Here is a 25,636-nt window from a genome sequence, read left to right on the forward strand (position 1 = left end):
GTACGAGATCGAGAGCGGCGGCAGGAAACGGATCACGTTGCCGGAAAATTCTTGTCGGTCATGCCCATCGTGAGATTGGTGCGGCCGTGAAAGGCGTGGTCGAACACCACAATCGCCTCTTCTTGGTGTGATGACGCGCTACTTTGACCGCGTTCTCGAGCGCCTCGGCGCCAGAGTTGAAGAGCGCGGAACGTTTCTCGTGGGGGCCAGGGGCCAGCTCATTGAGCTGCGCTGACATGGATTTCCTTTCCTGGGAAGCGGCACTCGGAGACTAGAGCCACCGGGGAGCCTCCGGTACCGCGGAGATTTCGCGGCCCGCAGAACCAACTTCCACAACTCCGTGACGACGTCGTCCGGCCGCCCACATCACCAGATCCGGCAAGGTGCCGGCAACGTTCGTCGCGCCAAGGTCGTTCCTCTGTACGCCAAGCGGTTGCACCTCGACACCGGAGTCGCTAACTCGCGCGCGCACGGCAATGCCGTCCCGACTGGCCCACACAGTGAGAACATCCTGAAGAATTCGATGCAGTGCCGAGTCAGGGATATCATCGGCGCGCGCGCCGTTGTCGAGATCGAGCGCATGCAACCAGAGCTCACGCGATCTCATCCACACGGTCTCCGCTACCGAAATCGACACACCCTGCGCGTTCTTCACGTGATATTCCCAGCGGTCCTTCGGGAGGTTCCGCCACGCCTTGTCCAGCTGCCCTGCTTCGTCTGCGGACAACTGAAGTAGTTCTGGTCCGGAGAGAGTCGCGCCAAGGTCGATTTCCCTGTTGCGCGCGTCAGCCGACTCGTACATCGGGCACTCGATGTTCGACTGCGCCCAAGCGACCAGACGGCCGAGCGCACGGGCGTTGTATGCGACGTGTGCGATCACGTGCGCACGAGTCCAGCCGGGAAGGAGTGAGGCCTGCCGTAGCTCCACGATGTCGAGTTCGCGAAACTTCTGGTCGAAGAACGCTTGCCCCTGACGTGCGTCCGCAAGATCGGCGATGATTTGCGAATCTTGGAGCGGGTCCGCCGATCGATCCGCGTTGAGCAACGACTTGGCAGTATTCTTTTGAACATTCATCGTGAGCGCCTCGATTCGATGTAATGAGTCTTGTGGTTGTCATGACTCTTGCGAAGCCCCAGCGGGGTCGACACCTGCCCGCGCGTCATAACTCAGCTTGCCGCCGAGCACGGTCGCCATGATGTCGAGTTCGGCGATGCTCTCCGCAGTCAGTGGCGACCCCGAAAACACAGTGAAGTCGGCCAGCTTGCCGCGCTCGAGGGTGCCTTTGTCCCTGATCTGTCCCGTGGCGCGCGCCGCCCACTCCGTGTGAGTGCGCAGTGCCTCTTCAGGCAAGATCGCCTCGGCGGGTGCGAGCGCCGAGCCGGCGTCGGTCCGTCTGTCCACGGCCGATTGCATACCCCGGCGCAAGTTGTTGTCGGCGACCGGCAGATCTGAGGAGCCTGCCAGCAAGATGCCAGCGTCAACCACGGACCGACCCCGGTAGAGCCAGGACTCACGCTCGGCACCGACGCGCTCAGCCATCTGCTCGCCGAGCGGTCCGATGAAACCCGCTTGGGGAGCCACCGCGATGCCGAGCCGACCGGCGCGCTCCACCTGATCCGGGCGCGCGATCCCGAAGTGCTCGATGCGACACGGCACGTCGCCGCATCCGTACCGCTTGTATGCCTCCTCGATCAGGTCCAGGGCGAGATCGATCGCGGCGTCCCCGATGGCGTGCAGCGCGAGCGGCCACCCAGCCCGGTACGCGGCCAGGGCCCGCTCGCGGTACGCCTCCGGTTCGTCGAGCAGGTAGCCGGTGTTGTGATCGTGCCCGCAAAAGGACTCGGTCACGGCAGCGGTCGCGCCGAGCAAGGAGCCGTCGAGGAAGACTTTCACGTGGCCGAAGCGCACGTTGTCGTCACCGAAGCCGTATCCGACGCCGAGGTCAAGTCCCATGCCGGCACCCTCGCCGAGGAAATCACGAACATGCGCGCGCAGCGGACGGAGCGCGTCGATGGCGGGCATCAGCTGGGCGCGAGCGTGCAGCCGCCCCCTCGAAGCCGCGGTTTGGTAGGCGGTGACTTCGATGTTGCTGTGTCCGATCCACCCGCCACCGACGCCCGCCTCAGAGAAGCTTGTGATTCCTTGGGCTGCGTAACGCGTGGTCGCCTTCTCCAATGCGTCGACGAGGCGATCTGTGGAGTAGGGCACCAGCAGTGCTTGGACGAGTCCTTGCGCGGCTTCCTCGATGAGCCCCGTCGGTCTTCCCTCGCCATCGCGTACAACGATGCCTCCCTCCGGGCTGGCGAAACCCGGCTCGAGAACCCCGACCTGGCGCAGAGTAGCGGTGTTGGTGATCGTTGCGTGCCCCGAAGTGTGCCTGAGACACAGCGGACGGTCTCCGGTGAGTTCGTCGAGGCGGGTGATGTCAGGAAAATTCCCACCGTGAGACGCGGGGTTGAAACCAGTGCCATGTACCCAGGCGCCTGGGTCGTCGGCGAGGCGCTCCACCTCTGCCTTGACCATGGCGTAGAGCTCTTCGAGGCCGCTGGCTCGACTGAGGTCGAGCGCGGTGAGTCCAAGCCCCCACCATGCCGTATGGCAGTGCGCGTCAATAAGCCCCGGTGTAACGCAGGCATTGCCGAAGTCGAGCGTGCGTTCGGCCGCAAGACCGGCGATCTCGTCGTCGAAGCCGACGATACGGCCGCCGATCACGCCGACCGCCCGCACGGTGGGCCGTGCGCGGACCATAGTGAGGATCTCCGCCGCGCGCAGGATCAGATCGAGCTTCACCGTGTGCCCATTCCTTTCGAGGAAGCGACAGGAGTTTCGGGCGGCTCGGCTCGGACTCGCCGAACCGGCCCGCAGTCCTGTTTAGTGCTTGAATCCGGGCAGGTCCACACTGAACCGCGGCGCGACCGCGCCGGCGAACGCGGTAATCAGAGAGATCAAGGCAAGCATCACAGCGGCGGGCCACCAGCGATTGCTGGCTGAGGCCACAATTCCTGTGACAAGCAAGGGAACGAACCCCGCCGCCATCGCCGCAATATTGTTCGCGACGGCAACACCCGTGTAGCGAGTCTTCGCGGGGAACAGACCGGTGAGAACGGCCCCGGTACCGGCGTAGGGAAGCGAAAGGGTCGACACCGCAAGTGTCATGGCGAACACGACGAGCACGGGAACACCGGAAGTAAGCAAGAGAAATGCCGGGATCGCAACGAGAGCGGAGGTGATTCCGCCCCAGAGGATGACTCGACTCGAGCCGTACTTGGTGCCCAGTCGTCCTCCCCAGATCACCACGAAGATCTCAGCGATCGCGGCGACGATCGTGCCGAGCAGCATCAACGACGAGTCGTAGCCAAGAACCTGGACGCCGTACCACACACAGAAGGTGGTCACAAGGTAAAAGCCACCCATGCCAAGGAGGGACGCCGCCATCCCAACGAGGATCTGCCGCCAGTTGCGCGTGAACGTCGTAGCAACAGGACTCTGGGCGACCTCGCCCGACTCCTTGAGCTGGCGAAAGACGGGCGACTCTTCGAGTTTGCTGCGGATGTAGATCGCGACGAGCAACAACGGAAGAGAAAAGAGGAACGGGATACGCCAACCCCAGGAATTGAAGTTCTGTTGCGAGAAAAGGTTCGTCACCAGGAAGAAGCCACCGGAAGACAGAATTGTACCGATCGGAGAACCAATCAACGGGATCACTGCGTAGCGTGCTCGCAGGTGCAGGGGTGCGTTCTCGACCACCAATGTCAAGGCTCCCGACCACTCACCACCAACGAACAGACCCTGCACTATTCGCAGCAACACCAACAAGATCGGAGCCGCGACGCCAATCGCGGCGTACGTCGGAAGCACACCTATGAGGCCAGTAATGAGGCCAATCCCGGCGATCGTAAGGATCAGCGTCTTGCGGCGTCCGATCCGGTCACCCATCGCGCCGAAGATGACGCCGCCGAGAGGTCTGGCCGCGACGCCCACCCCGAAGGTTGCGAAGGAAGCCAGCGCGGCTGCACTGGCGCTCTCATTCGTGAAGTACTGAACGTTGAACACCAGCGCGGATGCGGCGCTGAAGAGAAAATAGTCATAATACTCCAGTGCAGTGCCGATAAGTGCACCAAAGGCGACCTTGTTGGCCTCCTTTCCACTGAGCCCCTGGATAGCCGCGGACTCCATAGTCGTCATCTGTGTGGACTCGCTCATAGCACTCTCCATTGAGGATGCGGGATCCAGTCGTGCTGCTAGCGGGCAACAGTCTGTAGCGGAAGGTTTCAAGGAATACGCCCTTCGGCGCTCGCATCTTGTCCGACTGGGGCAATATTTGCTCACCCTGCGGGTCGGTATCGCCTCAGCTGATGCTGGTCTGTGTGGGCTTCGCCAAGCCGCCATCATCGTCGAGGACTTGGCGCGACTCCTGAAACCCGAAGAGAAAGGTGCATGGCCTGGCCGCGGGGCTGGGCAAGGCTTGCGGGACGAAGCCTGCGCGCAGCAGGAGGTCCGATCCTCTCCGACGTGCACACCACGTTAGAGAACTGCGGCAAAGCCGAGCGTGCGCGGTTGGAAGAGAGTGTGCAAAGCTATCTCCGCACGGGAAGCGTTGGCGCGTCCGTGGGGGAACTCTTCTGCCACCGCAACACTCTCACCAACCGCCTCCGCCGTTTCGCGTAAACTCACGGGGCCGATACCACCGTTTCTGAGCAGGCGGCCCGCCTCCTGGTCGGCTGGTCCTGAACCCCACTGCCGAAACGGTGGCGGATAAGGACCCGGCCTGGTTCCGTCCCACACTACGGAGCGGAACCAGGCCCAGGTTGGCGCAGTCACCAGTTGGCGGCTATACAGGTCGTTTCCAAGTACTCGTCAATGCCTGGTCACACGCCGATTTCTTCCCAGTCGTACACCTTGGCGACGATCCGCCACTCGCCCTCGTGCTGAATGAAGGTGAGGTCATCGGTGAACAGCTTGGGCAAATACGCCGCCTGAACTCGAGCATGCACAGCCGTCGGGCTGGACAGCGTCAGCGACAAGATCCGATCGTGCCGGGCATCGCCGCGGCTCTCCGAGGACGGGCGCCCCTCAAGGATTTTGACGTAGTCGGCGACACTGAGCTCGATGAACTTGTTGCCAGTGGCGGAAAACAGCCGCCCCTGGGGATGGAAGACGCTCTCCATCTTGGGGCCGTCGCCACAGTGGAGCGCATCGAAGTACTGGGCCAACACGTTTTCCACTGCCCGCAATTCCTCAGACATCATGCTCCTTCATTGTGAATGGACCTGCCGCGAATGCGGCCGGACGGCCGCGTCGACTCACCGCAGGTTAGCTATGCCCGTATCTCCGTCGCCATACGTCAATCAACGGACTTTGCTCGGCCATGATCTGGATCACGGCACGACGAACGGCTTTGGGTTTAGGAACCGCTCCACGACGTTACGCACCAGGTGCGAGATGTTGTTGTCGTAATCGGCGTGCGACAGGCTGCCGGAGAAGGCGATCGAACTTGCGGAGAACACCGCTCCCCCGCTGGTGGTTTCGAAGAATGTCATATCGGCTCGGACCAGGTCGGAGGTCGTGCCGGTATGAGTTGGGGCATTGACCAGGATTTCGTCGTTGGTCACCATGTAGACATCGGAGTGCCCGGCTGAACTCGCCACGACCAGCGCATGCGCTGGTGTACCCAGCAAGGGATCGGCACGGTCCAGCTCCAAGCCCGCGGCGCCGCCCCCGATCAGACCGAAATCTCCGAGGACCTCGTCGTCAATGCCCTCGAACATGAACGCCACACGGGGATCGGAGCTCTCGGGCCGCCGGTAAAAGGGTGAGGAGACGTCGAAGCCCTGAGCAGTAAACCCCGTACCGAGCAACTGCTGTGGAGTCTTGCCGGAGTTGCGCCACAGTCCGCTGTACTCGCCGGTGAACGCGGTGTAGTATTCTCCCGGCTGGGCTGCCCAGGCTCGCACGCCGTTCTCGGCCTTCCGTACTTCCATGACGCCGGGCAGGCTGTCGCTGAACGCGATCTTCCAGTAGAAACCGTTGCCACCCATATAGATCAGCCGGCCCGAGGAGTTCAGATACTCTTCGAAGCTCTGCCGCATCCGTGTCGAGATGTATTCCGGATGAGTGCCGGTCATGACTACGGGGTACGGCGCCAACGCGGACAGTCCATCCCGGTGAATGTCTTCGTCGGTGATGACGTCGTAGTCGATGTCGTTCGCCTCGAGCCAGTCCACAATATGGGTGTCGGCATTGAACTGCCACAGTGAGGATTGGTTGCCCCCGAGCCAGGATGCGTATTTCGGTCGCATGTTCAGGATCGGTCGTAGGCGTGAGGAATAGCAGACCCCGCTCCCGTCGGAGTGCATGTCGTAAGTGGAGCTCCCGTATTCCCGATGCTCGGCCAGGAACAGGTCGTTGTTATCGAAGAGGTGCAGTTTATCGGTCAGCAGCTGGGTCAGCTGTCCATCGGTGGCCATGTGCTCATTGGCGTAGGCGAGATAGCTTGCGGTCGGCGCGACGAAGAGCAACCGAGCGCCTTGTCCCGGCTTCTTGGCTTTGACCACGAAGGGGATGTAGTCCTCGACTTCTCCATGCCAGACGCGGACCGCGTAGAAGCCGCTGAGCAGGTTTGCTGGCAGCTCGACGGTGAAGTCCACATCCCAGGCCGCGTCGTAAAGGTCGTCGTCATGGAAATGGATCGCGCCGTACTCGTGGGGGCGATGTCGCCAGGACATCTCATCACCGGACCAGTTCGCACCGGTGGCGCCACGTACTGGTAGCTGGATCAGCTCACCGTTGAGCTGGTTGGGCGAAACGTCGAGGATCGTCGTCCCCGGAATGTCAACCGAGAAATCCCAGATGGCCAGCGCGGTCGAACGTGCGGCCGACGAGGGCATGACCTCTGCCAACTCTTGCATCTCAACGAAGTTCAACGCGCGAACTGCCAGCCGAGGTCGCTCGATCTTCCCGTTGAAGTGGGCAGTACCTACGGTGTTGCCGCGTACCGTGCCGACGTAGTCGGCGGCGAACATCAGCGGCACCTCACTGCTGGTCTCAATCGCAGCCGGTCGGTCCGCAGCCAACGTCGCTGAACTGGTGTGTCGCTCAGGGATGGCCTGCGAGAGAGCCAACTGATGCAGGGACAGCTCGCGAGTCTCCGCGTTGTAGGAGGCGCCGACCAGATACCACTCGCGGGCAAGCAAGGGGACACCGGTTGAGACGGTGACCGGATCACCGTCTCTCGAGCCGACGGTGAACGCCAGGGCGCCCGCCTTGTCTATACCGAGTCGATATCCTCGCCGTGTGCCACTGTGGAAGCGGCCGATGATCGTCTGCTCGCCCTTGTCTGGCGTCGTCGGCCAGATGAATGCCTGAACCGAAAAGGAGGCCGGCAGCTCCAGCGCGGAGTCGGCGGCGACCATCCCAAATGAACCCGCATGTATGGTCTGAGCGCGTGCCGTACCGGTTATGGGCGCAATCGCAGTGATCGGCTCCGTTTTGAAACCGGGCCCGTCCGGATTGACGTCGCCGTTGATGATTCTGACCATCTCGGCCGTGTACGACTCAATACCCTCACAGCTGAGCATCACGCTGATCGTGGCTCCTGGCAGGACGCTGATCTGGTCGGCGTACCCGGCAATGTGCTGATCCATCGTGTCGCTCCTCACTGGCCCTCACGATCAAGTTCTTCGCCGAAGAACTGTTTCCACCTGCGGCAGAAAACCTCCCACTCGGCCTCGGCTCTGCTGTGAAAGCGCTGATCGGGCAAGACAGTGATGCCCTTGTCGCGACGTCCCGAGAGCTGGGCCAGCAGCAACGTCCCCGCATTCTCGCCGTGAACGAGGGCGTACTTGCCCTCAAGTGGTGAGCCTCGGAACAGGTAGAGCAGTCGTTGCAGCGGAGGTGAGTGGCGCCCCAGTGGATCAGCTCGGAACTCCTCGGCCAGCGTCCGCGGCGGCGGTTGAGTCATTTTTTGCTCCTCGAGTACGTGTGTAGCCAGTGGCGATCGCCGGGCTGCGCCTTGGGTTCACGTGGCGGCACCGCGCTCCGCAATGAACACCATTGGCCGTCAACCGTTTGCTGGCGCAAGGGATGTGACTGCTTGTTCGATCGGGGTGTCGCCGACTCCTAGTTCAAGCATCCGATGAACGACATCGATTCGATTGGCCAGTCCGACCAGCACGGCTGCGACGTCGTCCCGGGAGACCGGGCCCCGAGGTACGGCATCGGCCAGGGTGACGTGTCCGGTGCCAGGCTCGTCCGTGAGTTGCCCTGGGCGAAGGATCAGCCAGGGTTGCTGATGCGCCCGCAAGTCTTGTTCGGCGGCCAGTTTGGCGCGCAAATAGTCCGTGAACGTCGGCGAGGCCCCTTCCGGTTCAGCCCCGTCGCGCACCAAATCCACGCGCATGGCCGAGACGAGGAGCAGTCGGCCAACCTTGGCCGCGGCGCTGGCGTCGGCCACCAGACTGACGCCCCGCCGATCCACTGCGTCCTTGCGCTCCCGGCTGCTTCCGCCGCCAGCGCCGGCAGTGAAGATCACGGTCCGGGCCCCGGCAACGATCTCGGTGAACTCGGTGACCGTCGCGGACTCGAGATCAGCTACGACCGGCTCCATACCGACCCTCGCGATATCAGCTTTCTGGTCAGCCTGCCGGATCACGCCGCGAACCCGGTCCCCCCGCGCAGCCAACAGGGCGCCGACGCGTATGCCAATGCCGCCATGAGCGCCGACGATGACGGTCAACGCATGTTGGCCAGGGCCCGAGTCGCCATGGGGTCCGGGATCAGTCACGTTCGGCATCGGTGTCACTCCTTCTCATTTCGCACCAGACCAGCCGAGATCAGGTCCATAACCGACGAGTCTGCGAGGGTGCTGGCGTCGTCAATTTCACGGTTCTCCGCGACGTCGCGCAGCAGACGGCGCATGATCTTGCCGGAACGGGTCTTGGGCAGCTCGGGTACGATCATGATCCGACGTGGGGTGGCGATCGGCCCGATCTGCTTGCGAACGTGCTGACGTAGCTCCTGGACAAGGTTCTGGCCACCATCGCCTGACTCGTCGCGCTGAATCACGAACGCGCACACCGCCTGGCCAGTGTCCTCGTCGCTGGTGCCGACGACGGCAGCCTCGGCGACCGCGGGATGTGAAACGAGCGCAGACTCAATTTCACTGGTGGAGAGCCGGTGGCCGGAGACGTTCATGACGTCATCGATGCGGCCGAGCACCCAGATGTCGCCGTCCTCGTCCTTCTTCGCACCGTCGCCGGCGAAGTAATATTCCTTGTCTTGGAAGCGGTTCCAGTAGGTTTCGACGTAACGCTCGTCCTCGCCCCACAGCGTGCGCAGCATCGAGGGCCACGGTGAGGTCACAACGAGGTAGCCGCCCGACCCGTTGGGCACCGAGTTGCCCTTCTCATCAACCACATCCGTGGTGACTCCGGGGATCGAGACCATTGCCGAGCCTGGTTTTCCGGCTGCGACACCGGGGAGCGGACTGATCATGATCATGCCGGTTTCGGTCTGCCACCAGGTGTCGACCACGGGGGTTCGGTCGCCGCCGATGACATGGCGGTACCAGATGTAGGCCTCGGGGTTGATGGGCTCACCGACCGAGCCGAGGATCCGCAGTGAGGACAGGTCGTAGCGCTCCGGAACCTTATTTCCCTGCTTCATGAACGACCGGATCGCGGTAGGTGCGGTGTAGAAGATCGTCACGCCATACTTTTCGATGATCTTCCACCAGCGACCCCGCTCCGGGCTGTCCGGAGTGCCCTCGTACAACACCTGGGTCGCGCCGTTGGCCAGCGGACCGTAAACGATGTAACTGTGTCCGGTAACCCAGCCGATATCCGCAGTGCACCAGTAGACGTCAGCGTCGGACTTGAGGTCAAAAACCGCCCAGTGCGTGAACGCCGCCCCGGTCAGATAGCCGCCGGTGGTGTGCAGAATCCCCTTCGGCTTGCCGGTCGTACCAGAGGTGTACATCACGTACAACGGGTGCTCGGCGTCGAAGGGCTCCGGAGTGTGTGTGGCCGAGGCGCCGTCGACGATGTCGTGCCACCACACATCCACCTCGTCGTTCCACGCAACGTCCTGCCCAGTGCGCCGGACGACGAGAACCTTCTCCACGGCGCTGGTCTTTGTGAGTGCCTCGTCGACCGCGGGTTTGAGCGCCGAGGCCGCACCGCGCCGGTAGCCGCCGTCAGCGGTCACCACGACCTTGGCTTGGCAGTCCTCAATCCGCGAGGCCAGTGCATCGGAGGAGAAGCCGCCGAACACCACCGCATGAGGAGCCCCAATCCGCGCACACGCGAGCATGGCCACGATCGCCTCGGGGATCATCGGCAGATAGATCGCCACCCGGTCGCCGACGCCCACGCCGAGATCGGTCAGCGCGTTGGCAGCCTTGCTGACCTCGGCCTGCAGGTCGGAGTAGGTCAGATCGCGGGTGTCGCCCTCCGGCTCACCCACCCAGTGAATCGCAACCCTTTCCCCGCGCCCAGACTCGACGTGGCGGTCAACGCAGTTGTACGCGGCGTTCAGCCTGCCGCCCACGAACCATTTCGCAAACGGCAGCGAGCTCGCATCCAGCACCGTGTCCCATTTCTGTGCCCAGGACAGTCGCTCGGCCTGCTCGGCCCAGAATTGCTCCCGGTCCACGGTGCTGTGCTCGTAGACGTCCGCGGTCAGGTTCGCGTTCGCCGCCAGACCATCCGGTGGCTCGAAGCGACGGTGCTCGTGCGACAGGCTCGACAGCCCCTGCTTCGATCGTTCGGCACGTGCGCTCACGTCGGTTCCTTCCCTGGCCTCTGAACGCGTGGATATGTGTCGATGGTGGAGGCCGCCGCGGGATTGATCCGAGCGACGGCCTCCACGCTGAGCCTGCTACGGGGTGGCGGGAGCGGCGTCCGACGACGTCACGGAGGCGGGTCTCGCACCCGCCTCGACGCGACCGGATCGCGCGTGCTCAAACAGCTCGTTGACGCGCTTCCTTTCGGCTTGTGAGGTCGGCACCAGGTAGCTGCACAGGACGTAGACGACCAGGTTCGCGGCGAGGCCCACCAGGCCCGAACCGATGCCCGCCAGCCACGGAATCGCGCCGGCCTCGCTGAAGTACGTGACACTGAGTCCGATGGCGACCACTGCCCCCGCCACCAGCCCGGCGATCGCGGCCACACCGTTTCCGCGTCGCCAGAACAGACCGGCGAATAGCGGAACCGCGATCTGAATGATCCCCTGGTAGGACAGCTGAGCGAGGTTAACGAGGTTGGGCCAAGCGTAGGTCTGATAGGCCGCAACCGCGGCGAGCAGGACGTACACCACCATCGCAGACTTCGCGATCACGATCTCCTGCTTATCCCGCAAGGGACGCACCGCGCCGACGATGTCGTTAGCCATCTGAGTGCCGAGGGACTGCACGACTCCATCGACGAAACCCATCGTGGCGCCAAATACGATCAGCAGGGCGGCAGCGAGGAGCCAGGTTCCGCCTGCGTTCTGCGCGATGGCGAACCAGGCCGATTCGGGACTATTCGTGGCGAAGGCGAACGGGATCGCCGCCATCGCAACGAGGGTCATCAACCCGTAGAAGACCAGAGTGATCGCCATCGTTTGGATGACGCCCTTCTTGACCTGTCGGACACTTCCTGCCGTGTAAATGCGAGTCATGATGTTGGGCCAGCACAGGCTGCCAATGACGCCCGCAGCAACGATGCCAAAGTAAAACCAGCCGCCAACGGACGAGTGGAAGTCCGGCAGGCTCAACTTCGCTGCCGGCAACTCACCGACACCATGAAGGCCATGGAAGTAGAACATGATCAGGCAGAGGCTGAGCACGGCCGAGCCGACATAAGCAACGAGGCCCTGGACCATGTCAGAAATAATTAGACCGCGCATGCCCATCTGGATCGTCCAGAACTGACGAATCGCGATCAGGCCGACGCCCACCAGGATGCAGGTCGTCAGGGAGAGCTTCCCGAACGATGCCCACGAAATGACCGCACCCATGGCCTGCAGGCCAAGGACCAGCCACGGAAAAAGTGCAAGTGAACTTATGATGCTGGAAAGCGGCTTGATGGCCGGCTTGTTGTAGCGGAGCACGAGGAGGTCGGATTGCGTGCGCAGATCGAACCGCTTGCCCCACTTCCACACCGGCCGCGCCATGAAGTACATGGCCATGACGCCAAGAACTGTGTAGACGAGTGCATAAAATCCGAGGACACCCGAGGTGATACCCAGACCGAAGAACACAGTGAATGTTGCGCCAGGCCACCACGAGTTCGTGTAGGCCATGGCGACGAACCAGCTACTGAACGATCTCTCTCCTACCGCGTAATGACTGAATGTCGAAAGATCCTGTCGCTTCTTGGAAACATGCAGAACAGCGATGATCACCGCAAAGAACGCTGCAAGAGCCACGAATGTGATAGCCATCAGTCCAGCTCCTCACGTGCGGATTCGTAGACGTACAGCACGATACAAAGGCCAAGGGCAAACAGACAGTCGAGGAGCGGGTACCACACCGAAATCGGCAGTCCCAGGACGACGTCGTGAAGTTTCGTCATGCCGATGTAGATCGGCGGGAGAAGTGCCAGGAGATATGCGACGACGAAAAAAACACCGAACACGCGTCGAACACCGGAGCCTGACGCGTCGACGCTGATACCCGCGGATTCTGACATTCTCGACCTCCTTAGGGCTCGAGTTAACCTGGCGGATGCGGTGAGGCTATTCACCAGCCACCCCCAGAGGACATCCGTCAACCGACGTATCAGAAGGAGGTGGCAAGCTCAGGGGTCGGGGCATTTGATCTTGGTTCGGCGGATGAGGATGCTTGCAGTACGCAGGTTGTTGGTCAGTGAGCCTTTTCCATCTTCACCCTGAGCAGGTCAAATGAAGGGTGAGTACGGCCTGGACGAGGCTGGTGATTCGGGTGGTCGAGCACCGCACTTTGCGGAGGAGCCGCCAGGACTTGAGGGCGGCGACGGCCTGCTCGACGAGGGCTCGGATCTTCGCGTGGGACCGGTTCACCGCCTGCTGGCCCGAGGAGAGGGTCTCCCACCGCCCCCAGCACGGGACGCGGACCGTGCCCCCGGCACCTCGGTATCCCTTGTCGGCCCAGCACGGGACGCCGGCCTCGGCCAGGGCGTCGATGATGCCGTGTTCGCGGGCCGCGCGGATGTCATGGACGGCGCCGGGCAGAACCGGTGATGCCCACAGCAGCCGGCCGATGGGATCGGCGATGACCTGCACGTTCATCCCGTGCTTCTTGTGTTTGCCGGAGTAGAACGGCCGGTCCGCGGCGATGCGGTCGATCGGTAGGAGCGTGCCGTCGAGGAGGAGATAGGGCCTTCGCCGACGTGATCCGCACCGCGTCGGCCAGACTGGGGGCGAGAGCCGCCAGGAGCTCGACCGCCTCGGTGACATATCGGTAGGCCGTCGTGGTGCCGACGCCGAATCCGGCGGCGAGCTGGGCATAGGTGTGTCCCACCCGGAGGTGGGCGAGGGTGAGCAGGGCCTGTCGGCCGGCGGTCAGGCGCCGGCGCGTTCCACGTCGCAGGCGTGGGCTTTGCGGTGCCGATCATCCTGGGCCGGCGGCGCGGCGAACCGCGTCGCACAAGGACGCGGCCGCGCGGGTGGGTTCGACACCGCATGCGGTGGGCCGGTGGCGGAAGCGGCGGGCTTCCGGCCCGCGGCCGCACTGCGGCGAGACGTTCGAACCGTCGACGGATCGGTACGTCGTCGACAAGGTCCACGATGTGGTCGGGCCGTATCCGGATCCGCCTGAGCGGACGCACTCACACCCTCTTCACCCCGGCTGTTCTCACGAAGCGTGGATGAGCCACTCGAGTTCGGACCCGCGCGGTTGCCTGTCCGCGAGTATCCGTGCTTCTTCGCCCGGGTGTGCGGCGCTCGGGCCTCTCCAGACAACCCGAAGCCCCGCGCTGATCAACGCTCGCTCCGATCCGGCATTCTTGGTCAAGGTTCGAGCGGTGACGGTTCGGTTCGGGAACGAGACCTGGGCGGCATTGACCGCCGCGGTCGCCAACTCGGTCGCGTAGCCGCGGCCCCAGGCGGTCGGCGCGATGCTCAGCCCCAGATTCCAGAGGTCAGCGGAGAGGGTACGGACGCCGCCGATGCCGACGAAGGTGCCCGAGGGGAGCCGCCCATCCGCACTGTCGGCTCGGAGGAACGCGGTCCAGATACCCAGCCCGGTCGCGCTTCGGCTCAGCTCTGCGGCGTCTATGAATCGAGTGGTGGTCTTTTCCGCGTCGGCGGGGGAGCCGTCGAGGTAGGTCCACACGCGTTGATCTTCGAACATGGTGAGCAGGAGCCCCCGATGCCGGGGGAGCAACGGCTCCAGCCTCAACGAGGACGTGAAGGCCGGCGTGGTCATGCGAGTCCCTGTTCACGGTCGGGGTGGCAGCGTCGCGTTCTCATGGACCATCGACGGGCTCAATGGCCTTGGCGCGTCGGCTGAGATAGATGATCGAGGACCGGATGTCGGCGATTTCGGGCCGCCGGGCGAGTTGAAGAACGAACTCGCGCAGTTCGTCGGTAGTGGGAACGGCGACGTGCGCGAGGAGGTCGGCCTCGCCGGTGACCATGTACACGGCGATCACATCGGGGAGATCCGCGACCGCGTCGCAGAAGGCGGACGCGGTCGGAAGCGCTTGAGGCCGGATCTTGATCGACACATGCGCCTGCACACTTCTCCCGATCCCACCGAGATCGACCGCGGCGTGGAAACCGGTGATGACGCCCCGGTCCTGAAGTGCCGCCACCCGAGCCAGGCAGGTGGAGTCGGCAACGCCGAGTTCGCGGGCGAGTTGCCGGTTGCTGAGCCGAGCATCTTGCTGCAACCGGCGCACGATCGTGCGATCTGTTTCGTCCACAACACCCCCCAAGACCCTGCAACCGAACTAGTTTCGATTTCGGGCCAGTATAGCCGAAACATGTGTAGCCTTGCCGTCGAGAAAGCGACAATGAGTGAGGTTCCATGGCAGGCAAACTGGTGATCGTCGTCGACGAAGGGCTGGAGCGCGGGGTGGCGGCCAACGTCATCGGGCTGCTCGGTATCAGTGTCGGGCGCCATGTCGAGGGGATTGTCGGACCCGACGTCGTGGACGCCTCGGGCATCTCTCATCGCGGCATGAGCACCATCGGGCTCCCGGTGCTTGCCGCGGACGACGAAGCTCTCAACCGGCTGTACCAGGAGGCCTCGGATCATCCCGGCATCACGGTGCTTGACGTCACCGACGCGGCCGTTTCCTCGCGCGACTACGACGCGTACACCCAGCGACTGCAAGACCCGGAGCGAGGGTGGCGTCCGCTGGGCCTTGCTCTCACTGGGCCCAGGCGTCAAGTCGACCGCCTCACCGGCAGGCTGGGGCTGCTCGGGTGACCGCCACCACCAGCAGGGTCCGCCCCGTGCGGTATCCGCTCTGGGCCGGACGCACGACAGCGCTTTTCGCGATCACCGTCTCCGCGCTGAATCTGCGCTCCGCCGTCACGTCGCTGTCACCGCTCCTGGACGGGATAGGCGACGATTTCGGCTTCGGTGCGGGCACTGTCGGAGTCTTCGGGATGCTCCCGCCGGCGTGCTTCGCCCTGTTCGGCGCACACACTCCTGCGATGATCCGCCGCGTCGGCCTGGAACACACCGCGGTCGTCGCGATGCTCGTCACCGCGACCGGCGTCGCCCTGCGCGGTCTGGCCGGGAATACCGGTTCCCTGCTCCTGCTGTCCATCGTGGCGCTCGCCGGGATGGGCATCGCCGGCGTCGTCATCCCCCGCTGGTGCGGGAGTACCTCTCCGACCGCCTTGCTCTGATGAGCACCGTCTACCTGATCGCGCTCCACCCCGGGGCGCTCCTGGCGGTGCCTCTCGCGCATTCGGTCGGCTGGCGTCCTGCCCCCGCCGGCTGGGCCGTGATCGCCGCCCTCTCGGCCGCACTTTGGATCGGCACCGACCGGACCCGCGAGCACCGTCCGCACCCCCACCACGTCAACCGGCTCGAGGCCGAGGCGCAGCCGGTCGGCGTGCTCCCGAAGCACGCCTGGAGGTCACCGACGGTGTGGAACCTCACCGTCCTGTTCGGCATGGCCTCGCTGAACGTCTTCGTAAGTGAGCTTTTTCCAGCCTGGTGCTCAGGCTGGCCAGTTGGGCTGACAACGAGGTGAAGCCCCTGGTAGATGGGTTTTCGACCAAGAGAACCGTCTCCACCAGAGGCTTCACGTGCTTGTCTACCCGTCGGGCGTCGGCGTGTCCAGCTCCGCCCTCCGCTTCCTCGCGCAGCAGTTGCGGCGCCACCGCCGCGCGATCGGCTCCCCGTGGCGGCGCCTGACCGCCGGCCGACAGGCCCTGCTCACCCTCGCCCACCTCCGGGTGGGACACACCTATGCCCAGCTCGCCGCCGGATTCGGCGTCGGCACCACGACGGCCTACCGATATGTCACCGAGGCGGTCGAGCTCCTGGCGGCTCTCGCCCCCAGTCTGGCCGACGCGGTGCGGATCACGTCGGCGAAGGCCCTATCTCCTCCTCGACGGCACGCTCCTACCGATCGACCGCATCGCCGCGGACCGGCCGTTCTACTCCGGCAAACACAAGAAGCACGGGATGAACGTGCAGGTCATCGCCGATCCCATCGGCCGGCTGCTGTGGGCATCACCGGTTCTGCCCGGCGCCGTCCATGACATCCGCGCGGCCCGCGAACACGGCATCATCGACGCCCTGGCCGAGGCCGGCGTCCCGTGCTGGGCCGACAAGGGATACCGAGGTGCCGGGGGCACGGTCCGCGTCCCGTGCTGGGGGCGGTGGGAGACCCTCTCCTCGGGCCAGCAGGCGGTGAACCGGTCCCACGCGAAGATCCGAGCCCTCGTCGAGCAGGCCGTCGCCGCCCTCAAGTCCTGGCGGCTCCTCCGCAAAGTGCGGTGCTCGACCACCCGAATCACCAGCCTCGTCCAGGCCGTACTCACCCTTCATTTGACCTGCTCAGGGTGAAGATGGAAAAGGCTCAGTGGCTGATCGGGAGGAGATCTCTCGTGGCTTGACGGAGTCGTTGGAGAACAAGGAGTTCGGTGCCCAGATCGGTCGGGACCCGTCGGTTGGGTCGCGGGAGGTGGCCCGTCATGGAGACCGGGACGGTTATCGGGCTGTGATTGCAGAACGGGGCGCGAGGTCGTCTCGGTCACGCCCGAAACCGTGGGCAGTGGATGCCCGGCAAGGGGGTGAGACCGCGATAGCCGCCCTGGTCGAGCGAACGAGCCGGTTCGTGATCCTCGTGCCCTGACCGGGCAAGACTCGCTCACCGTGAGCCAGGCGATCATCTCCGCGGTCGGCCCGCACTCGGAACCGATCAAGGTCGCTCACGGGGACTGCCGCACGGACATGGCTCTGCACCAGGATGTGACCGCAACCGGACTCCCGGTCTACTTCGCCACCCGCACCCGTCCCGGGACGCGCCGGCGAGAACCGCAACCGTATCTCGTCCGCGAGTACCCCCCCCCAAGGTTGTGGAGATCGCCAGCGATCCGCACTACCTCGCCGCCGTCGCGGCCGAGATCAACGACCGACCCCGTAAGATCCACGACTGGATGAAGCCCGGCGAGATCTTCACCGAACTCCTCGAAACGGATGCCTCCACCACCTGAACCTGCCGCTTGGAGCGACGCGCAGACGGACACAGCTTGCCCCTGGCCCTGATGGGTCGACATCCATTGGTGAGCAGTTCGCCGCTGTGAAGGTCAGAGTCCGCTGCCGAGCGCTTCCTCGATGAGCAGCAAGTCCGCACTCACCGCGATCGCCGCGAGCTGCGCCCGCGACTGGCATCCGAGCTTGCCCAGGATGTGCTCGACGTGCGTCGACACGGTTCTCGGGCTGATATACAGCTGGGCCGCAATCTGCGGGTTGGAGTAACCCTCCGCTATCAGGTAGAGAACTTGGGCTTCCCGCTGACTCAGACCGAACGGCCAAGGAATCTGCTGTTCGACGACGAGACTCAACTGACCGCGACAGGGAATGGTCTCAATCCGGTGACAGGCGCCCTCGGAATCGGCCCAGAGATACCGTCGACGACCGAGCAAATTCGCATGCCGCGCGAGCAGCATCCTCAGGAGGCTTCCCTCGGCGAGCACCGGACCGGTTGACCGGCCCGGCATGTCGGCAACCTTCCCCTCGCTCGAGACGAGAACAGCATGCGCATCGGGCCCCATCCGGTCGGCTCCCCGATGCGCGGTGCGGAGCAGGTCACAAGCGGTGGCAAGCAGCGGGCGAAACCGCTCGATGGTATTGCGCGCCTCATCGCTGGCGGCCTTGGCGTTCGCCCAGCTGACGTGCAAGGCACCTGTGTATCGGCCATCGGGAAGCCGCAGACACATAGTGGCGCCTTCCTTGAAGCCTGCGGGAATCAGTACTTCCTCCGCGGAGTACGTACTCGCGAACTTGACATGCCAGTCGCGAGCCAGGTCGGACCACCGCAGCGCGCGGGAAACGCGCGTGTGAAGCAGCTGGAACCCAGGGTTCTGCGCTACGAAACCATCGTTCATGTGGTCCTGGACCTCGGGCGAGTAGCCCTCGCTCGCGAGCGTGACATGACGGTGAGTTCCCGACCCGGCATCCCACGCAGACAAGGCGTACCCATCCCACGGAATCAACTCGCGCAGCACATGCATCGCCGTCAGCGCGCGCACTCGCACGTCGGTGTGGTCGACGACACCTTCCGAGTCTTCTTCAGCCATCGCAGGCAGAATGGCTTCAATCTGCATGGTTCCCCTAGGAAGCGCGTCAACACGTCGTCGAACATCTGATGTTCCGAGACCTGACCGTACGTCTCGATTCTGGGCTTATCGGCTACATTGTCCCACTCGGCTCACGACCTGGGTAGGGTCTCGCGTTCGGCGATCATGTCAGGTGGCCTTCACGCGCCAACCGAGCCTCGAGCGCCGTCACGGAACGGACACCTTCGCACGCCGCGGGAGCCGACGCCGCGGCGACCTCGCGCCAGTACGTGATTTCTCGGCGGCCTGGTCCAGCAGGGCGATGCCCGCGCTCACCGGAACTGCCCGAGCACCCGGACTACCCGCGCATCCTCGCCGTCTTCAACGAGGCCACCGGCCCGCTGCGGGCCCGCGATATCTGCCAAGCTCTCGATCACGCACTGCTCCCGAAGAACATCGAAGGTGCCCCCGCGAAGCTGAAGCACCTGGTCAAGCTCGACACAACCGGCGGGGCTGGATAATCGGCGTTCGAGAGCTGCGAGCCCACCTCGCAGGTGTGCTCGCAGCACGGGCTGAACGGCCCGAGCCCCTGCACGTCCGGGTGTGGACGTGCAGGGGCGTGCGGCGGCGGTCCGGACCGGGACATCAACGCGGTGGGCAACGTCGCCAAGGCGGCGGCCGGACCGGCCGTGCCAGCCCGTGGAGGCGCGGGCGAGAGGGGGACCCGTCCCGCACCGCACAGCGCAGCAGGAACCCGTCTGACACCACAGCCGACAACGGCGTGGTAGGCGGAAACCGCCAGCTTTCCGGGCGGCGAGGCTGTCAAAGCCGAGCAGTGACCACGTCGGTGAGGTGCTTGGCCAGGAGGCCCGGTGCCTCCGTGTGGGCAAGGTGCCCCTGTCCAGGCAGACGGAGGACCCTGGCCTGGGGCAACGCTCGGGCCAGGACGTTGAATGCCGTGCCGTAGGGGGGCTTGTCCTCGTTGAACGCACCCAGCAGCAGCGTGACGGGCACCTTGATGTCGTGGTAGCGGTTCCATGCCGGGTGGTGGGCGTTGAGGGCGGCGAGTTCGTCGGCAAGAGGGTGGGTGAGGGGCCGCAGCACCGGCCATACGGGATCCTCGCGCAGAGCGGCCACGTATTCCGCGGAGTATCCAGCCGCCGTGCGTTTCACGATCTCGACGGCCCGATCGAGGTCACCCATGCCGAGCGCGATACGCAAGGGCTCGATGGCGTTGAGGGCAAACGGCCTGGAGACTGGTTCATAGGCGACGACGGATCGCAGGCTACTGCGTTCGGTCGCGGCTTCCAGAGCGATGAGACCGCCGTAGCTCCAGCCGAACAGTTCGACATCCTCACCGATGGCGTCGAGGACATGGTGCAGATCGTCGATCTCGGTGCGCACCGAGTAACCGGCTCCGAGCGGGCCGCTGGGCAGCCGGCCGCGCCGGTTGAGCACGATGACGGGGTTGGGCAGGGCCAAGGCGTCGACAACGGCCCGCCAGGCCCGGGCGTCGGACATCACGCCGGGGACCATGACGAGCGGCGGCCCGTCGCCGTCCCGCTGCTCGGCGAACAGAGTGGTGCCGCCCCGGTCGAAACGCAAGAGTCGCATGAGGTTTCCTTTCAAGGAGCGGTGCTCTGCAGGCGCTCCGCCGTGGTCAAGAGGTGCTGCTCGGAGCCGGGCGGACCGACGAGTTGGAGCGCGGTCGGCAGCCCGTCGACGAGACCGGCCGGGACCGAGACGGCGGGCAGGCCCAGGATGCTCCACGGGCTGGTGAGGGCAAGCAACGCCGCATTGACCTCGACGGGCTCTCCACCGATCCGGTCCGTGCGGGTGTCCAGGGGCGGCGCGAGCATGGGGATGGTCGGCAGGGCGAGGAAATCGTAGGCCTGCAGGAGGTCCATGACGGTACTGCGAGCACGATCGCGGAGCTCCAGAGCGCGGGCATACTCCCAGCCGAGGACTTCACCGCCCGCGCGGAGACGATCGCGGACCTCCTCGCTGTAGAGCTCGGGCGCGGTGGAGAGCCGCTCGGCGTGCAGGGCGTAGGCCTCGCTGCCTTGGATGGTTCGGTACGAGGCTCGGAGCTCCTTCAATTGCGGGACCGAGACCTCGCCGATGAGGAGGTCTCCGGCGAAGTCTCGTGCGGTGCGGGTGACGGCGGGTGTCGTGGGGTGGACGGAGTCCGGGGGAATCCATCCGATGCGAGCCGAGGCAGAGGTCTGCCGGTGGTCGGCGGTCATGGCCGTCCACAGGAGACGGCAGTCGGCGGCGGTCCGGGCCATGGGGCCCACGGTGTCGAGAGAGGGCGCCAGCGGGACCACACCGGCGGTGGTGATGGTGCCGTGGGTGGGTCTGAGGCCGACTACGCCGCAGCACGCGGCGGGGATGCGCGCCGAACCGCCGGTGTCGGTGCCGAGGGCGAGCGGGACGATGCCGGCGGCCAGCGCAGCGGCCGCCCCGCTGCTGGAGCCCCCCGCGATGCGGTCGGTCGCGTAGGGGTTGCGTGTCGGGCCGCTCACAGAGCGGTCACCGGTCGGACCGTTGGCAACCTCGTGCGTATTGGTCTTGCCCACAATGACGGCTCCGGCTGCGCGCAGGTGCCGGACGCACTCCGCGTCCTCCTGCGCGATGTGCCCGGCGAAGTGGCGGGAACCTGAGGTCGTCGGCAGGCCGCGGACGTCGATGACGTCCTTGACCGCGACGGGGATGCCGTGCAACGGACCGCGGTCCACCCCGGCGGCCATTTCCCGAGCCGCCTGGTCCGCCGCCTCAAGGGCACCTGTCTCGTCGACGGTGACGAACGCGTTGAGCACGGGCTGCCAGCGCGCGGCTTCACCGAGCGCCGCTTTCGCCAGATCGCGGGACGACACCCGGCCCGCCCGCAGGGCGCCCGCCAACTCGGCAACGCTGACGTGGGCGAAGTAGCCGGCACCGGGTGGCGGGCCGAACCTGGTATCGAGCGGTGACTGCATACGGGCTCCCCTCTTGCCCAAACGTTTGGGTTCAGGCCCGGCCAGGCTACCCAAACGTTTGGGTAGTCGTTGGGTAGTATCAGCGCGAGGGGGGCGGACCTGTCAAGGACGGCTAGCAAGGGGGTGCGGCGGTGGCTCGACCGGGCCGGACGCGACCGGCCACGTTGCGGATGATCGCGGAGTCCGCCGGAGTGGATGTGTCCACCGTTTCGCGGGTGCTCAACGGATCACCCGAGGAGGCGGCGCGCGCGGCGTCGCGGGAAACCGTCGCCTCAATCCGCGCATGGGCCGCGCGACTGGATTACCGGCCGAACCCTCACGCGAAGAGCCTTCGGACCGCACGCAGCAACTTGATCGGTGTGCTGGTTCCCCGGTTGTCGGACATCGTCCTCGCCATGATCTACGAGGGCATCGAGGACGCGGCGGCACGGCACGGGTGGGCGACCTTCGTGATGAACAGCTACGACCGGCCCGCCGAGCAGCGCGCGCGGGCCGAGTTGGCGCTGTCCCGTCGCGTTGACGGGCTCGTCATCGGCGACGCACACAGCGACGCCGCCTTCGTCGACGAGATGGCCGCCCGCAAGGTCCCGTTCGTGCTGGTGAGCAGGCACGCCGGCGACCACCCGTCGGTGACCTGCGACGGCTACAAGGGTGGTCGGCTCGTGGCCGAGCACTTCCTGCAGCTGGGGCATCAACACGTGGGTGTGATCGCGGGTGAGTCGTTCGCCAGCACGGGGCTCGACCGGACGGCCGGATTTGTGGACCGCTATCGGCAGGCAGGTGTCGACGTGCCCGCGGTGCACTCGGCGTTCGACACCGCAGGGGGGCACGAGGCCGCGGAACGACTGCTTCGGCGGCACCCTCGTCCGACGGCCATTTTCGCGGTGAACGACTTCGCTGCCATCGGTGCCCTTGGTGCGGTGCGCGACGTGGGCCTGCGCCCGGGTGAGGATGTCGCGGTGGCCGGATTCAACGACACGCCGCTCGCCTCGGAGCTACCGCTCCCCCTGACCAGCGTCCGTTCTCCCACGCATGAGATGGGCGCCCGAGCACTCGAACTGCTCGTCTCCGTCATGGAGGGCCGGAAACCGGTGTCGGAGTGCCTCGATCCGGAGCTGGTCGTACGGGCCTCCACACTGCTGGGCCGCCCTCGCGGGTACGGTCGTTTGACTGAGCGGGGCCTATGAACGTGCGGTGTCCCTGCTGGCGCCGGGGGACCGGCCGGTGACGCGTTTGAAGGCGCGACTGAAATCGGTCTGCGAGGTGTAGCCGAGGCGTTGCGCCACGGTGTGCCGTTCGGAAACTCATCGCTCCTGCTCGCGGGTGGTCTGGCGCGCCATCACCGTCTGCTGGAACCCTGTCCGGGTGATCGTTTCGCTCCTATACCAGGTGACTCGGAAGCTGCTCAGGGTCCCGGCGGTGCTGCTGCGCCGGGACACAGCCAAGAACGCGGAATTGCTCGTGCTCCGGCACGAGAATGCGGTGCTGCGCAGGCAGCTCACGAGGCCGGTGCGCCACGAGCATGCGGACCGGCTGTGGTTCGCAGCGCTGTCCTCGCTGCCCCCGGCACCGGTGGGCGCAGGTGTTCCCGGTGACGCCCGCGACGCTGCCGGCATGGCACCGCAGGCTGGTCGCCCGGAAGTGGGACTACAGCAAGCATCGGCGCAGGCCCGGGAGACCTTCGGCGGCGGGTGCGGTGAAGGCTCTGGTGCTGCGGCTCGCCAGGGAGAATCCGCGTTGGGGCTGTCGAAGAATTCAGGGCGAGCTGGTCCGGCTCGGACACCCGGTCGGCTCGACGACGATCTGGGAGATTCTCACCGCGGCGGGCATCGATCCAGCCCCACGCCGCAGCCGTCCGACATGGCGCGATTTCCTGACCGCGCAAGCCCAAGCCATCATCGCCTGCGACTTCGTCCACATCGACCTGGTCGATCCGCGCCGGGTGTACGCGCTGGTGTTCCTCGAGCACGGCACACGCCGACTGCACATCGCGGGAGTGACCGCCCATCCCACCGGACCCTGGACGGTGCAGCAGGCAAGAAACCTCGCCGTCGAGTTGGGTATTCGAGTGGACTCGCTGCGTTTCCTGCACCGCGACCGGGACGCGAGGTACACCGAGTCCTTCGACGCGGTCTTCAAAGCCGACGACATCCAGGTCATGAGGACCGCGCCACGGTCCCCACGGATGAACGCACACTGCGAACGGGTCATCGGCACCATGCGCCGCGAGGCCCTCGACCACCTCTTGATCTGGAACGAGACGCACGCTCGGCAGGTCCTCGATGCTTACGCCCGGCATTACAACGGTCATCGCCCCCACCAGGCTCGTGGGCAGCTCCCTCCCCTCCTCCAGGAGCACCCGACGTCCATGGTCGGCCTGTCCGCTCACCGGGTTCTGCACACCCGAATACTCGGCGGCGTGATCAACGAGTACAGATACGCCGCCTGACCGGGAACGACGAGTTTCCGAACGGCACAAGTTGCGTACCTGACCGACAAGATGAGCGAACCATGGACGATGCCCATGCTCGCGGCAGCCCTCCACACCAGCGAATCGACGCTCTTCGGACGATTCAAGCAGGCAACCTCGATGACTCCGATGCAGTACCTCAAGCGGCTGCGGCTTGGCGAGGCCCGGCACCGCATGGTGATTCTCGGGGAGTCAGCAGCTCAGGCCGCCCGAACCGTCGGCTATCGCAGCGCGTCGCACTTCTCACGCGACTACCGCGCCGTGTATGGCGCGCCGCCCGCCACCGATGCCACCCGCTCTCGTACCCACCTCCGACAGATGGCCCCGGCGCTTACGGACAGCGGCGGCGACCAGCCGACAAGTCCCTGACGCAGACGTCGTAGCCGTGGCCGGGGTTCCGCCGGTGCACACGTCCGCCGCTGCCGTCGGATTCGCAGCTGGTCTGCCTGGCCGTGGCCCAAGTGCTATTGCAGGCCCACAACGAGCCGCGCCGGCTGCGGTTCGTCGGGTCGAGTCGGGCAACGAAGCAGTCTGCAGATCACTGACCGCCTACGACCATCAGGAACTTCTCGTTTAGCTAGTAGTCGTCGCGGCGGCGTTCCTTCTCCAAGGACAGCCGGCGCTCCTCCCGCTCCTCATGGCGCTCATCGCGCCGTGCGCCCCGCAGTTCCCGGCGCTCGGCGCGCAGCTCGTTCCTGCGCCCGGCCTTCACCCGGCGGCGCTCCTCCTTGAGGCGCTTGTGCTCCTCCTTACGGAGCTTGCGCTCGACGCCGACCCCGCCGAAGAGCGCGAGGCCGGTGACGGTCACCCGCGGCGCGACTCACTGGGGGAGATTCGCCTGCACCGCTGCGGTGTGCGTCCCCAGTCCCAAGGCAGCGGCCAGGGCGAGGTCTCCGGGTACGTCGACGTCCAGTCGGGCGCCAGGGACCCCGGAGTGCGCGATCTCGTAGGCGCCGTTTGCCGCATGCCGTGCGCGTGAGGCGCCTTCGAAGCCGGGCAGAAGGAATGACGGGTCCTGCGCGGTCAAGACCGTGGACCCATGGCCCCTATGGTCGGCGAGGACGGCACGAGGATGAGGGCCGGCCTCGGCCAGAACACTCGCCAGTTCGCGCGGCTTCAACGCCGGGAGGTCTGCCGCCACTACAGCCACCGGGTCGGTACGGACACCGGCACCATGGCCGGCTGCGGCTGCGGCTGCGGCTGCGGCACCCAGGCGAGCGGCGGCGTTGAGACCGCCGACCGAGGCTTCGTGGATCCCTTCGGCACCGGCCCCGGCGGCGAGGGCGTGGGCCTCCGGATCAGCGGTCACGACGATCAGTCTGCACACCTCCGGGGTGTGGAGAATGGCGCCCATCGTGTCCAGGAAGATGGCCCGGGCGATGTCCCGCCTGGCGGCACCCGCCCACGACCCGAGACGGCTCTTGCCCAGGGCGAACGGCTTGACCGGCAACAGCACGGTCCAGCGGCTGCCTGGTGAGC

General features: G+C 65.4%; 23 protein-coding genes and 5 pseudogenes. 8 read left to right on the forward strand and 20 right to left on the reverse strand.

Translation table 11 applies throughout. The annotated features are described in order from the left end of the window. Window positions 1-47 precede the first annotated feature (47 nt). The 14 genes and pseudogenes from AS97_RS47270 to AS97_RS11510 form a co-directional block, all read right to left on the reverse strand. Window positions 48-229 (reverse strand): annotated as a pseudogene (locus tag AS97_RS47270) (aminotransferase class III-fold pyridoxal phosphate-dependent enzyme); the annotation flags it as partial. 42 nt (window positions 230-271) lie between these two features. Then, window positions 272-1,075 carry a maleylpyruvate isomerase family mycothiol-dependent enzyme gene (locus AS97_RS11450; protein ID WP_086706297.1) on the reverse strand — a complete coding sequence of 268 codons (804 nt, stop codon included), beginning with the start codon at window positions 1,073-1,075 and terminating at the stop codon, window positions 272-274. 39 nt (window positions 1,076-1,114) lie between these two features. Continuing rightward, the gene (locus tag AS97_RS11455; RefSeq protein WP_086706299.1) at window positions 1,115-2,791 is read right to left on the reverse strand and encodes an amidohydrolase; all 1,677 of its coding nucleotides are present in this window, start codon (window positions 2,789-2,791) and stop codon (window positions 1,115-1,117) included. A gap of 81 nt (window positions 2,792-2,872) precedes the next feature. Then, on the reverse strand, window positions 2,873-4,204 hold the full coding sequence (locus AS97_RS11460; protein ID WP_125757801.1) for an MFS transporter: 1,332 nt from the start codon (window positions 4,202-4,204) through the stop codon (window positions 2,873-2,875). A 665-nt stretch (window positions 4,205-4,869) separates the two neighbouring features. Beyond that, window positions 4,870-5,250 (reverse strand): nuclear transport factor 2 family protein, encoded by a 381-nt coding sequence (locus AS97_RS11465; protein WP_086706302.1) that lies wholly within the window; start codon window positions 5,248-5,250, stop codon window positions 4,870-4,872. 129 nt (window positions 5,251-5,379) lie between these two features. After that, entirely contained in the window at window positions 5,380-7,644 is a 2,265-nt protein-coding gene (locus AS97_RS11470; RefSeq protein ID WP_125757799.1) for a N,N-dimethylformamidase beta subunit family domain-containing protein, read from the reverse strand. Between the two features lie 11 nt (window positions 7,645-7,655). Beyond that, on the reverse strand, window positions 7,656-7,961 hold the full coding sequence (locus AS97_RS11475) for a hypothetical protein (protein ID WP_086710154.1): 306 nt from the start codon (window positions 7,959-7,961) through the stop codon (window positions 7,656-7,658). Between the two features lie 99 nt (window positions 7,962-8,060). Then, complete coding sequence (locus AS97_RS11480) at window positions 8,061-8,792, reverse strand: NAD(P)H-binding protein (RefSeq protein WP_210564845.1); 732 nt, start codon at window positions 8,790-8,792, stop codon at window positions 8,061-8,063. A gap of 5 nt (window positions 8,793-8,797) precedes the next feature. Further along, a complete protein-coding gene (acs, locus tag AS97_RS11485; protein ID WP_210564846.1) occupies window positions 8,798-10,780 on the reverse strand; it encodes an acetate--CoA ligase in 1,983 nt (660 codons plus the stop codon). Between the two features lie 96 nt (window positions 10,781-10,876). Further along, window positions 10,877-12,424, reverse strand: coding sequence for a sodium:solute symporter family protein (locus AS97_RS11490; protein WP_125757795.1), 1,548 nt, complete (start codon window positions 12,422-12,424; stop codon window positions 10,877-10,879). Further along, window positions 12,424-12,672, reverse strand: a complete 249-nt coding sequence (locus AS97_RS11495; protein WP_086710158.1) for a hypothetical protein — start codon at window positions 12,670-12,672, stop codon at window positions 12,424-12,426. Before AS97_RS11495 ends, AS97_RS11490 begins: the two co-directional genes overlap by 1 nt. A gap of 193 nt (window positions 12,673-12,865) precedes the next feature. Next, a pseudogene (locus AS97_RS11500) lies at window positions 12,866-13,544 on the reverse strand (transposase family protein); the annotation flags it as partial. Window positions 13,545-13,814: 270 nt separating this feature from the next. Next, entirely contained in the window at window positions 13,815-14,387 is a 573-nt protein-coding gene (locus tag AS97_RS11505) for a GNAT family N-acetyltransferase (RefSeq protein WP_020873659.1), read from the reverse strand. A gap of 40 nt (window positions 14,388-14,427) precedes the next feature. Then, a complete protein-coding gene (locus tag AS97_RS11510) occupies window positions 14,428-14,886 on the reverse strand; it encodes an Lrp/AsnC family transcriptional regulator (protein ID WP_086710580.1) in 459 nt (152 codons plus the stop codon). A 104-nt stretch (window positions 14,887-14,990) separates the two neighbouring features. On the opposite strand from AS97_RS11510, the gene AS97_RS11515 reads away from it, so the two are divergent. The 5 genes and pseudogenes from AS97_RS11515 to AS97_RS11535 all read left to right on the forward strand — a co-directional run bounded on the left by AS97_RS11515 (window position 14,991) and on the right by AS97_RS11535 (window position 17,644). Then, complete coding sequence (locus AS97_RS11515; protein ID WP_210564847.1) at window positions 14,991-15,395, forward strand: DUF2000 domain-containing protein; 405 nt, start codon at window positions 14,991-14,993, stop codon at window positions 15,393-15,395. Further along, the gene (locus AS97_RS11520; protein WP_086710581.1) at window positions 15,392-15,823 is read left to right on the forward strand and encodes a hypothetical protein; all 432 of its coding nucleotides are present in this window, start codon (window positions 15,392-15,394) and stop codon (window positions 15,821-15,823) included. Before AS97_RS11515 ends, AS97_RS11520 begins: the two co-directional genes overlap by 4 nt. Further along, window positions 15,823-16,173 (forward strand): hypothetical protein, encoded by a 351-nt coding sequence (locus AS97_RS11525; protein WP_086710582.1) that lies wholly within the window; start codon window positions 15,823-15,825, stop codon window positions 16,171-16,173. Before AS97_RS11520 ends, AS97_RS11525 begins: the two co-directional genes overlap by 1 nt. A gap of 55 nt (window positions 16,174-16,228) precedes the next feature. Beyond that, window positions 16,229-16,994: pseudogene (locus AS97_RS11530) on the forward strand (IS5 family transposase). 512 nt (window positions 16,995-17,506) lie between these two features. After that, window positions 17,507-17,644 carry a hypothetical protein gene (locus AS97_RS11535; RefSeq protein WP_161500516.1) on the forward strand — a complete coding sequence of 46 codons (138 nt, stop codon included), beginning with the start codon at window positions 17,507-17,509 and terminating at the stop codon, window positions 17,642-17,644. Window positions 17,645-17,737: 93 nt separating this feature from the next. Here AS97_RS11535 and AS97_RS11540 read toward each other — a convergent pair whose 3' ends face one another. The 3 genes from AS97_RS11540 to AS97_RS11550 all read right to left on the reverse strand — a co-directional run bounded on the left by AS97_RS11540 (window position 17,738) and on the right by AS97_RS11550 (window position 21,687). Next, the gene (locus AS97_RS11540; protein ID WP_086710551.1) at window positions 17,738-18,757 is read right to left on the reverse strand and encodes a helix-turn-helix transcriptional regulator; all 1,020 of its coding nucleotides are present in this window, start codon (window positions 18,755-18,757) and stop codon (window positions 17,738-17,740) included. A 774-nt stretch (window positions 18,758-19,531) separates the two neighbouring features. Then, entirely contained in the window at window positions 19,532-20,323 is a 792-nt protein-coding gene (locus AS97_RS11545; RefSeq protein ID WP_086710552.1) for an alpha/beta hydrolase, read from the reverse strand. Between the two features lie 11 nt (window positions 20,324-20,334). After that, window positions 20,335-21,687, reverse strand: coding sequence for an amidase (locus AS97_RS11550; protein ID WP_125760573.1), 1,353 nt, complete (start codon window positions 21,685-21,687; stop codon window positions 20,335-20,337). A 170-nt stretch (window positions 21,688-21,857) separates the two neighbouring features. On the opposite strand from AS97_RS11550, the gene AS97_RS11555 reads away from it, so the two are divergent. After that, window positions 21,858-22,874: a substrate-binding domain-containing protein gene (locus tag AS97_RS11555; protein WP_059143244.1), complete on the forward strand. Its 1,017-nt coding sequence runs from the start codon at window positions 21,858-21,860 to the stop codon at window positions 22,872-22,874. Here the strand turns inward: AS97_RS11555 and AS97_RS11560 are convergent. Continuing rightward, window positions 22,869-22,973 carry an AraC family transcriptional regulator gene (locus tag AS97_RS11560; protein ID WP_236670181.1) on the reverse strand — a complete coding sequence of 35 codons (105 nt, stop codon included), beginning with the start codon at window positions 22,971-22,973 and terminating at the stop codon, window positions 22,869-22,871. The genes AS97_RS11555 and AS97_RS11560 overlap by 6 nt on opposite strands. A 79-nt stretch (window positions 22,974-23,052) precedes the next feature. Between AS97_RS11560 and AS97_RS11565 the strand changes: the two are divergent. Continuing rightward, window positions 23,053-24,136 (forward strand): annotated as a pseudogene (locus tag AS97_RS11565) (integrase core domain-containing protein). Between the two features lie 51 nt (window positions 24,137-24,187). Beyond that, window positions 24,188-24,526 (forward strand): helix-turn-helix transcriptional regulator, encoded by a 339-nt coding sequence (locus tag AS97_RS11570; protein WP_086710554.1) that lies wholly within the window; start codon window positions 24,188-24,190, stop codon window positions 24,524-24,526. Between the two features lie 208 nt (window positions 24,527-24,734). Here the strand turns inward: AS97_RS11570 and AS97_RS11575 are convergent. Both AS97_RS11575 and cofC read right to left on the reverse strand, forming a co-directional pair. After that, window positions 24,735-24,974, reverse strand: a pseudogene (locus tag AS97_RS11575) (hypothetical protein); the annotation flags it as partial. A 3-nt stretch (window positions 24,975-24,977) separates the two neighbouring features. Continuing rightward, window positions 24,978-25,613, reverse strand: a complete 636-nt coding sequence (cofC, locus tag AS97_RS11580) for a 2-phospho-L-lactate guanylyltransferase (RefSeq protein ID WP_247204335.1) — start codon at window positions 25,611-25,613, stop codon at window positions 24,978-24,980. Window positions 25,614-25,636 lie beyond the last annotated feature (23 nt).

It is taken from the genome of Streptomyces sp. AgN23 (assembly GCF_001598115.1).
In the GTDB taxonomy this organism is placed as follows: domain Bacteria; phylum Actinomycetota; class Actinomycetes; order Streptomycetales; family Streptomycetaceae; genus Streptomyces; species Streptomyces antimycoticus.

Bases quoted from the DNA above. Each gene is read 5' to 3' on its own strand.
- AS97_RS11450 (WP_086706297.1), bottom strand. From the start codon at position 1,075: ATGAATGTTCAAAAGAATACTGCCAAGTCGTTGCTCAACGCGGATCGA.
- AS97_RS11460 (WP_125757801.1), bottom strand. From the start codon at position 4,204: ATGAGCGAGTCCACACAGATGACGACTATGGAGTCCGCGGCTATCCAG.
- AS97_RS11465 (WP_086706302.1), bottom strand. From the start codon at position 5,250: ATGATGTCTGAGGAATTGCGGGCAGTGGAAAACGTGTTGGCCCAGTAC.
- AS97_RS11470 (WP_125757799.1), bottom strand. From the start codon at position 7,644: ATGGATCAGCACATTGCCGGGTACGCCGACCAGATCAGCGTCCTGCCA.
- AS97_RS11475 (WP_086710154.1), bottom strand. From the start codon at position 7,961: ATGACTCAACCGCCGCCGCGGACGCTGGCCGAGGAGTTCCGAGCTGAT.
- AS97_RS11480 (WP_210564845.1), bottom strand. From the start codon at position 8,792: ATGCCGAACGTGACTGATCCCGGACCCCATGGCGACTCGGGCCCTGGC.
- AS97_RS11490 (WP_125757795.1), bottom strand. From the start codon at position 12,424: ATGGCTATCACATTCGTGGCTCTTGCAGCGTTCTTTGCGGTGATCATC.
- AS97_RS11495 (WP_086710158.1), bottom strand. From the start codon at position 12,672: ATGTCAGAATCCGCGGGTATCAGCGTCGACGCGTCAGGCTCCGGTGTT.
- AS97_RS11505 (WP_020873659.1), bottom strand. From the start codon at position 14,387: ATGACCACGCCGGCCTTCACGTCCTCGTTGAGGCTGGAGCCGTTGCTC.
- AS97_RS11515 (WP_210564847.1), top strand. From the start codon at position 14,991: ATGGCAGGCAAACTGGTGATCGTCGTCGACGAAGGGCTGGAGCGCGGG.
- AS97_RS11525 (WP_086710582.1), top strand. From the start codon at position 15,823: ATGAGCACCGTCTACCTGATCGCGCTCCACCCCGGGGCGCTCCTGGCG.
- AS97_RS11540 (WP_086710551.1), bottom strand. From the start codon at position 18,757: ATGCAGATTGAAGCCATTCTGCCTGCGATGGCTGAAGAAGACTCGGAA.
- AS97_RS11545 (WP_086710552.1), bottom strand. From the start codon at position 20,323: ATGCGACTCTTGCGTTTCGACCGGGGCGGCACCACTCTGTTCGCCGAG.
- AS97_RS11550 (WP_125760573.1), bottom strand. From the start codon at position 21,687: ATGCAGTCACCGCTCGATACCAGGTTCGGCCCGCCACCCGGTGCCGGC.
- AS97_RS11555 (WP_059143244.1), top strand. From the start codon at position 21,858: ATGATCGCGGAGTCCGCCGGAGTGGATGTGTCCACCGTTTCGCGGGTG.
- AS97_RS11570 (WP_086710554.1), top strand. From the start codon at position 24,188: ATGAGCGAACCATGGACGATGCCCATGCTCGCGGCAGCCCTCCACACC.